The sequence below is a fragment of the Vibrio sp. 397 genome, assembly GCF_033339395.1.
GTDB classification, from domain to species: Bacteria; Pseudomonadota; Gammaproteobacteria; order Enterobacterales; family Vibrionaceae; genus Vibrio; species Vibrio alginolyticus.
The window spans coordinates 167,255-175,661 of the sequence record NZ_JAWOUN010000010.1 but is presented as its reverse complement, the minus strand read 5'-3'; the positions used below and the strand labels follow the sequence as shown (position 1 = coordinate 175,661).

8 protein-coding genes, 1 tRNA gene and 2 rRNA genes are annotated in these 8,407 nt (G+C 42.4%); 8 read left to right on the top strand and 3 right to left on the bottom strand.

Features of this window, described 5'->3' with window-relative positions:
• The 5 genes from R7P36_RS17280 to R7P36_RS17260 form a co-directional block, all read left to right on the top strand.
• Nucleotides 1-354, top strand: a 23S ribosomal RNA gene (locus R7P36_RS17280); the annotation flags it as partial.
• A gap of 94 nt (nt 355-448) precedes the next feature.
• Nucleotides 449-565 (top strand): 5S ribosomal RNA (gene rrf, locus R7P36_RS17275).
• 101 nt (nt 566-666) lie between these two features.
• Nucleotides 667-757: transfer RNA gene (locus R7P36_RS17270), tRNA-Ser, on the top strand.
• Nucleotides 758-1,034: 277 nt separating this feature from the next.
• Nucleotides 1,035-1,796, top strand: a complete 762-nt coding sequence (locus R7P36_RS17265) for a cytosolic protein (RefSeq protein WP_318122236.1) — start codon at nt 1,035-1,037, stop codon at nt 1,794-1,796.
• 103 nt (nt 1,797-1,899) lie between these two features.
• Entirely contained in the window at nt 1,900-2,931 is a 1,032-nt protein-coding gene (locus R7P36_RS17260; RefSeq protein WP_171342684.1) for a cytosolic protein, read from the top strand.
• A 163-nt stretch (nt 2,932-3,094) separates the two neighbouring features.
• Here R7P36_RS17260 and R7P36_RS17255 read toward each other — a convergent pair whose 3' ends face one another.
• Nucleotides 3,095-3,451: a YibL family ribosome-associated protein gene (locus R7P36_RS17255; protein WP_005374274.1), complete on the bottom strand. Its 357-nt coding sequence runs from the start codon at nt 3,449-3,451 to the stop codon at nt 3,095-3,097.
• A gap of 85 nt (nt 3,452-3,536) precedes the next feature.
• Nucleotides 3,537-4,532: a 2-hydroxyacid dehydrogenase gene (locus R7P36_RS17250; protein ID WP_053350830.1), complete on the bottom strand. Its 996-nt coding sequence runs from the start codon at nt 4,530-4,532 to the stop codon at nt 3,537-3,539.
• A 241-nt stretch (nt 4,533-4,773) separates the two neighbouring features.
• Between R7P36_RS17250 and R7P36_RS17245 the strand changes: the two genes are divergently transcribed.
• On the top strand, nt 4,774-5,256 hold the full coding sequence (locus R7P36_RS17245) for a L,D-transpeptidase family protein (RefSeq protein WP_054574480.1): 483 nt from the start codon (nt 4,774-4,776) through the stop codon (nt 5,254-5,256).
• A gap of 35 nt (nt 5,257-5,291) precedes the next feature.
• Here R7P36_RS17245 and R7P36_RS17240 read toward each other — a convergent pair whose 3' ends face one another.
• Nucleotides 5,292-6,002 carry a glycerophosphodiester phosphodiesterase family protein gene (locus tag R7P36_RS17240; RefSeq protein WP_213899775.1) on the bottom strand — a complete coding sequence of 237 codons (711 nt, stop codon included), beginning with the start codon at nt 6,000-6,002 and terminating at the stop codon, nt 5,292-5,294.
• A 231-nt stretch (nt 6,003-6,233) separates the two neighbouring features.
• Here R7P36_RS17240 and R7P36_RS17235 point away from each other — a divergent pair, with 231 nt between their 5' ends.
• Entirely contained in the window at nt 6,234-6,899 is a 666-nt protein-coding gene (locus R7P36_RS17235) for a response regulator transcription factor (protein ID WP_318122235.1), read from the top strand.
• On the top strand, nt 6,899-8,272 hold the full coding sequence (locus R7P36_RS17230; protein ID WP_213899774.1) for a sensor histidine kinase: 1,374 nt from the start codon (nt 6,899-6,901) through the stop codon (nt 8,270-8,272). Before R7P36_RS17235 ends, R7P36_RS17230 begins: the two co-directional genes overlap by 1 nt.
• Nucleotides 8,273-8,407: the final 135 nt, after the last annotated feature.

Sequence of the window (8,407 nt, the reverse complement as noted above, 5' to 3'; positions counted from 1 at the left end):
CTGTTCGCCATTTAAAGTGGTACGCGAGCTGGGTTTAGAACGTCGTGAGACAGTTCGGTCCCTATCTGCCGTGGGCGTTGGAGAATTGAAAGGGGCTGCTCCTAGTACGAGAGGACCGGAGTGGACGAACCTCTGGTGTTCGGGTTGTGTCGCCAGACGCATTGCCCGGTAGCTAAGTTCGGGATCGATAACCGCTGAAAGCATCTAAGCGGGAAGCGAGCCTTGAGATGAGTTCTCCCTGATACTTTAAGTATCCTAAAGGGTTGTCGTAGACTACGACGTTGATAGGCAGGGTGTGTAAGCGTTGTGAGGCGTTGAGCTAACCTGTACTAATTGCCCGTGAGGCTTAACCATACAACACCCAAGGGGTTTTGATGGACTCAATGAAAGAACATTGAATGTGTAAGAACGAGAATTAAAAAAACAGCTTTCCGAATTAAAGAATTTGCTTGGCGACCATAGCGTTTTGGACCCACCTGATTTCCATGCCGAACTCAGAAGTGAAACGAAATAGCGCCGATGGTAGTGTGGGGCTTCCCCATGTGAGAGTAGGACATCGCCAGGCTTTAAACATCGCTTTCAAGTTTCCTTTTCACTTGGTATAACTGAAGGCAAAACTAAAAATTAGCATCAATAGTATAAGACTAAGTTTTAGTAACAATTTGTGGAGAGATGGCTGAGTGGTTGAAAGCACCGGTCTTGAAAACCGGCATACGTTAATAGCGTATCTAGGGTTCAAATCCCTATCTCTCCGCCACTTTTAAAAAAACCGCTGTTCTTACAGCGGTTTTTTTGTATCTGCTGTTTTTTAACCGCTGTTATCGAAACTTCTAATTGGTTTTTCTCTAGCTCTTTCTCCAAGTTTTTGCGTACCTACATTGGGTTTAGTTTACGCAGTAATACCTTCAATCGAAGACATTTCCATACGTGTCATTTGGGCTTCAAATAGAGCTTTCTTAAGTCTCAACGTGGGATGCTTAAACGCATTTTGATATAGTTCCAGTCTAAATACTGCGGATGCACTTGGAGAAAAAATGAAGCTACTTTACTGGTTAGATGAATGGCAAGCTCTTACTCAACAAGAACAAGAGATGGCTTTACCTATCTCTGGCTACGATTTACTTGATGATGTGTTTGTGAAGTATGAACTCGTCGATCTTAACAAGCCATTGTTGTTTACATTTTCTCCTTCCGGTACTGATGTGCAGGTACAAGATTTAACTCCGGATTTTTCTCCTTGCGGCTACGAGCTCGGAATACAACAACAAGTAAACATTATTGCCTTTCAACATTTAGGACAAAGTAATTGGTTCCGTAGTCGGAATTTGATTTTCTTTCTAGAGCAGCTATCTGAGTTGCTTCATCCCTTCAAATGTCGTTTGGGTTATGGGCAAAGTCGAGGTGGCTTTGCAATTGGCGCGTTCGCTAACTTGCTGAAACTAGAACATCTTTTGTTGTTTTATCCTGTTAGCACTAAAAATAAAGCGTTAGTGCCTTGGGATGATCGGCCGAGTACTGAGCTTGCTCAGCAGTTTGCTTGGGAAAGCGGCTACCATGATCGAGATTTGGGCAATGCCAAAGGTTATATTATTTATGACCCATCCAATCGCATTGATCGTCTTCATGCTGAACGTTATCCAGAGCTTACCCATTTAAAAGTCGTCGGTATGGGACACGGCACTCAATCCACACAATTAGATAAATTAGAATTTTTTAATCTGGTGGCGCAGGAGTTTGTTCGCCATCAAACCTTAGATATTGACCAATTTAATAAGCAAATTCACGCTTTGTTTTAAAAGAGGACTGATATCAGAGTCCCCTGTAACCAGGGGGAGATGATCACACACTAAAAACTAGATTTTTAACACAATTGCTAGGCGCAATTTAGATGGAGGATTAATGAAGTTACTGTACTGGTTGGATGAATGGCTGGCTCTTTCTCGTGAAGAACAGCAAACCAGGCTACCGATGTCCGGGGAGGACTTACTTGATGATGTATTTGTTAAGTATGAGTTTGTCGACCGCAATAAACCGTTGTTGTTCACCTTTTCCCCTGCTGGTACGAATCTACAAGTACAGGACTTACACTCAGACTTTGCGCCTTGGGGTTATCGCTTAGCCCAGAAACAAAAAGTAAATATTATTTCATTTCAGCATCTTGGGAAAAGTAACTGGTTTCGCAGCCGTAATTTGATTTTCTTTCTAGAGCAACTGTCGACTTTACTTGAGCCCTTTGAATGTCGTTTAGGCTATGGACTTAGCCGCGGTGGTTTTGCTATTGGTGCCTTTTCTAATCTATTAAAGTTGGATCAAGTATTGATGTTTCACCCGGTCAGCACAAAAAACAAAGTTTTGGTGCCATGGGATGATAGGCCAAGTACTGAACTTGCCCAACAATTTGATTGGGAAGGAAAGTATCACGACCTCGACCTTGGCGATGCAAAAGGCTATATCATTTATGATCCAACTAATGAAATCGACCGCCTTCACGCCAAACGCTACCCAGAGCTCACTCACTTAAGAGTCTTCGGGATGGGACATGGTACCCACGCGACGTATTTGAATAAATTCGGTTTTTATAAGCAAGTGGCCGTAGACTTTATACGTTATCAGAAGATAGATATAGCGCAGTTTCGTCATCAGACCAAAACGCTGCGCTTAAAAGAAGATTACTATCAGTGCCTTAACAAGGCGAATGCGAGCTCACAGCATCGTTTAAACTTACTGAGTACCGCTCATAATGTACTAATTGAAGAAAAGAAAGAACATGTGAAGGAGCATCAAGCGCAAATCGATATTCAGCCACTTGTTGATATTGCACTTAAGCATGAGTATGACAACCCGCAAGATGCAGTACAGCTTTTGGAAGTCGCTCAGCAGCTGGTTCCGAATGATCCCGTTGTGGAGCGCAAGTTGCAGCAACTGTCGTAACGTGGAGATGTAATGCGGACGATATTGGTCGAAATAGGTCAGTGGCTTTTGTCGCTGGCCTTTTTAATAGCTTATGGATTGATATTTCGATGAAATCTAATGAAGCAGTACAAAATAAAAAGCCCAAGCAAATGCTTGGGCTCCATAAATGTTAATGCGAGTTTTAAAACTCTTTTGGCGCAAAGCCTGTCATCACATCAAGGCGAAGTTCTTTACCAACTTTTGTTAATGGGTGAACGATTACTAAGCCGCGTACGCGTTTTTTCAGTTTGCCGATGTCCGCTTGTTCTGCTTTGGTGATTTCACGAGAGAAAGGCATATCAAGTAAGCTTTTACGTTCTTTGTTCAGCTCATAGTTTTGCTTGTGCTTTAACTGGTTAAGCTTTTTGGTAAGCTGTTCTACTTCATCCGTGAACTTTGTAATCATTTCGTGATCACCACGAGAACGTGCCGCATCAAGTTTACGTTGGCATGTATCTAAACGGTTGTGCAGCTTTTGAATATCAGTTTTTATGCTCATGGTAATTTGACTCAAATTTTAAATAGTCGAGGAGTATAGCATAGCTGAGATCACACGCTCTACTATACTTCTCGATTGTCTGGCTTTAGTTAATCAGTTCATTGCCCGATACGTTACCAGAGAAAAAGGCTTCGACGTTATCAAGCGTCACAGAGGCAATATTATTAAGTGCTTCGTGAGTCAAGAATGCTTGGTGGCCAGTAAACAGCACGTTATGACAAGCCGATAAACGGCGGAAAACATCATCTACAATGACATCGTTAGATTTATCTTGGAAGAATAAGTCTTTTTCATTGTCATACACGTCTAGGCCAAGCGCACCAATCTTACCTTGTTTCAACGCTTCTATCGCCGCTAGTGAATCTAGCAACTCGCCTCGACTGGTGTTAATGATCATTACACCATCTTTCATTTGCGCGAAGGCTTTTTCGTTCAATAAGTGATAGTTTTCTTCACTCATTGGACAATGGAGAGAGATAACATCCGCATTAGCGTAGATTTCTTCAAGCGAACAGTAACGGGCTCCCATTTCTAGCGCTAATGGGTTTTCGTAGGGGTCGTAGCAAAGCAGCTCCATGCCAAGCCCTTTGAAGATACGCATCGTCGCGATACCAATCTTACCCGTACCAATAACACCAACAGTTTTTCCGTAAAAGTTAAAGCCAACAAGACCCTCTAGCGAGAAGTTGGCGTCACGTGTGCGTTGGTAGGCCTTGTGAAGACGGCGGTTTAGGCACATCATTAAACCAACCGTGTGCTCTGCCACTGCTTCTGGTGAGTAAGCAGGAACTCGAACCACTTGTAAACCTAGTTCTTTGGCTGCTTGTTGATCAACTTTATCAAATCCCGCGCAGCGCATAGCAATAAGTTTGGTCCCGCCCAGAGAAAGCTGTTTAAGGACAGGAGCTGAAAGATCATCATTAACGAACGCACATACAACATCACTGCCGTGCGCCATCTTGGCTGTTTTTTCGGTTAGTCGGAAGTCGTGATAGTGAAATTCAAAATCGCGGTTATTTTTAATTTTATTAAAAGAGGCTTCGTCGTAGGATTTTGCACTAAAAAAAGCAATGTTAATCATGGTTCCCTCTCAAAAAGTACGGACTTTATAAATAAATATGCTTATAAAGTAATGCAACTTAGCCGCAATGAATAGAGAAATCTTCTTTTTGACTTTGTTGTATCAAATAACGATAAGAAGTACGCCTTTCAGCGAGTGCTATCTTACGGTTCCGCATTAGATACTGTTTGCTTTACGAGCATTAACTGACTAGCATTATCGCTCTTTTCTTGTTCACTTTATTAGCTTAGGCGTTACGACAATGTCAGTAAAATGGTTCTCTATGTTCTTGTGTTGTGTGTTTGCTTCGGGCACTCACGCAGCTGTTGACCTCGTTAAAGTCGACAAGTCTAAGCGTCGAATGTATTTGATGGAACAAGGAGCAGTGCTAAAAGAATACCGAATTGCTTTAGGAGCGAACCCGCAAGGACATAAACAAGAAGAGGGAGACAATCGCACGCCGGAGGGCGAGTACACTCTAGATTATGTTATAGAGGACTCTGCTTTTTATCGTTCTGTGCATATCAGTTACCCTGATGCGATTGATACGTTGGAAGCGAGGCGCCGAGGTGTCTCCCCTGGAGGGAACATCAAAATTCATGGCTTAAAAAACGGTGAGAGTCAGTTGCCGATTTACATCCAAAGTTTTGATTGGACTAATGGGTGTATTGCGATTACCAACGAGGAAATGGACGAATTTATCCAGCTCGTCGAGATGGGGACACCAATTCAGATTGAGTGGTAATAAAAGGTCCCCTTTAATGTTCTGGCTCTTATAGGCTATGGCATAAAGCGCTGTGGATGATCACTAAAAATACCGTCTAACTGAGGCAGGTATTTCAGTTTATTTGGATTGTTCACCGTATAGCACATCACTTTGTAACCGGCTTGTTGGAGTTTGTTTATCTGGCGAGTGCGAACCCAGTTAATGTTTAGGTTGCAGCTATAGGCACTAACTTCTTCCAAAAGGCGTTTATCTTTTCTCGTAAAGAATTCACTTAACACACCCAATCGGCAGCCACTGCAGTATTTGTGCATCGCTCTAATGACGTCATGACTAAAGCTGGATAGGAGTACATTCTCTTGCGGCATTGGACTTTTTGCTAACGCATTGGCTAGAGTCTGCGCCACTTCTTCCGCTGGATGGTTGTCTACTTTAACTTCAATATTCAAGTTAAGCTTATTCTCAGTAGCTAAAGTGAGCAGTTCATCTAGTGTCAAGATCTTCTCGCCTGAAAAGTCTGTGCTAAACCAACTACCGAAATCTAATGCTTTTAACTCTTCCAGGGTGAGCTCATCAACACGCCCTTGTCCATTGCTGCATCGATTGACGGTATGATCATGGCAAACCACTAAAACATTATCTTTGGTAGGTTGTATATCCACTTCCACCCACTTTAATCCCAGGTCAATGGCTGCTTGAATGCTTATTTTTGTATTCTCAGGGTATGAACCTGCCACGCCACGGTGACCAATTAATAACGTTTCCATTCGCTTTATCTTTTGCTTTGCGGTTGCCAGATTGTACTCGTTTTTTCTATGAAGATATATCTAGGTGCATATTGTTAGGAACCTTTAGTACAAGTGAACATTAAACTCTAATTAGTACGTTGCTGCTTCTTGGACTGAGTCCTGTGGACTTAAAGCCTTAAAGTGTGTAGTTGTTTAATTGGTAAATGAGTAATAAAATGCGAACCATTTTTATTTGAATGGTGAGTGGTAATGTCACGAGTTTTGATAGTCGATGATGACGTTCCTTTGTGCGAGCTGTTAGAAGCGGTTTTGCAAGAGGAGGGCTACATCGTCTCTTCTGTACATTGCGGTGAAAGTGCGCTGCAATATATGGAAAAAACGCCTGTAGATCTTGTATTGCTTGATGTCATGTTACCAAACCTTAACGGTATGCAAGTTGCTCGTAGGATCTGTCAGCGCTTCGCGACACCTATCCTATTGCTTACCGCTCTCAACGATGAAAACTCGATGCTTGATGGTTACCAAGCGGGGGCCGATCAGTATATCGGAAAGCCCTTTAATGTCGCTGAGCTTCTAATGCGCATCAAAGCGATTCTTCGTCGTGTTGGCTTGGAACGTCAACGTCAGACGATGTGTAGTACCGTTCAAACGATCAGTGACCAGCTTAATAGCTTACCCCTCACAAGTACGGAAGCTGAACTATTGAGCTACTTGGTAAAAAACCAAGGAGTCGTGATTTCAAAAGCAGAGCTTCAAACTGAAGTGTTAAAGAAAGAGCTGAGTCCTTTTGATCGCAACCTTGATATGCACATCAGTAACATACGTCGCAAGTTAGTTGAAGCGGGGCTTTCCAAGCAACATATCAAAACCTTCCGTGGCAAAGGTTACAGTTATTTAGAGGCTGTAAACCGTTAATGAAGCTCCGGTGTCCACCTTTTATTGCAAAACGTAAAGATAGCTTAGCGTTCAAGTTATTTAGTTGCATGACCGCAATTGTCATTAGTATTTTGGTCGTGCAATCCTTAGCGGAACAAGCTCTGGTGAAAGCCATGTTGAAAGTGCCCGATAGTGTGCGAGAAGAAATGCTAGACCTTGCACATCAAGCCAATGTATTGATTGAGCACGGAGACATGGACGAACTTGCTGACTGGGCAAATGCGCAAAACTTTTATTTATTTGTGTTGAATGAACATCAGCAACCAGTTACGCACCGTCTGATGCATCCGCACTTCGAGTTCAAACTTCAATTTAAGAGGAGCATTGATGATCAACTTGAGGGGAAAGTGAATCGCCCCATCATCAATATTCCTTTAGTTCATGGCAATACTTTAGTGATTCAATTGCCACATCGACTGCACCCTGCAAATGACTTCATTCTGTATTTCTCTATTCTCAAAGTTGTGATTGCAGTGGTTATTTTGGCGCTCTTTTCGCTGCTAATGGCACGTAACTTACAGCAACCATTGGCTCGATTGAGAGAAGCAAGCAAAAAGCTATCTAATGGCGATTTTAATGTCAGTGTCGTGAAAGAGCTGAAGTCGAGCACGCGTGAGTTTAACGAGTTAGCGCAAGACTTCGATCACATGACGCAACAGATTCATTCTCTCGCTGAAAAGCAGCGACTGCTTATAAGAGATGTCTCTCACGAATTGAGAACGCCGTTAGCGAGGCAGAACTTGGTTCTACATCTTTTGCGAAAGCGTGTTGGAGAAAGTGAGCAAAGCCTAGTGACAAGGCTAGAAGATGAAGCAAAAGAGCTGAACCATTTGATCAGCGATATATTGGAGTTCAGTCGCTTGGAAAATGCGCGCTTCGACAAAGCCACGAAACGCTGTGATTTAGAAGTTTTGCTCTCCCCGCAAGTAGAACGTTGCAAAATAGATTTGAAGTCAGAACAGACGTTGTCTTTCCGCTCAGAAGCTGTATGTGCTAAAGCCATTTGTGAAGAAACGCTGGTCATTCGTTGTTTGAACAATCTTATTGGTAATGCCATTAAATATTCAGGACAAGCATCTCAGATAGAAGTTTCTCTGGAAAATTATGTCAAAGAAGGGCAGCAGTTCACCATCATGTCAGTATCTGATGATGGGCCTGGTATTCCAGATAACAAGCTGGTCGATATTTTTGATCCGTTTACACGCTTAGATGCTTCTAGAGATAAAAAGCTTGGTGGCTACGGTTTAGGTCTTGCGATTGTCAAAGAATCCATGCGTATTATGGGTGGAGCAGTTACGGCGAAAAACCGTGAGCAAGGTGGTCTGAGGGTTACTTTAGTGTTCAAGCAATAAGTATGATTAAGTCGTAATTTTTGTGATTAATATCACATTATCATGGCGCATCATCAGAGAGTACTTTACAAAAGTTTGCAAATGCAAAGAATGTAAATTTAATGCAAATGGTAATACTTATCACTTATATTCACC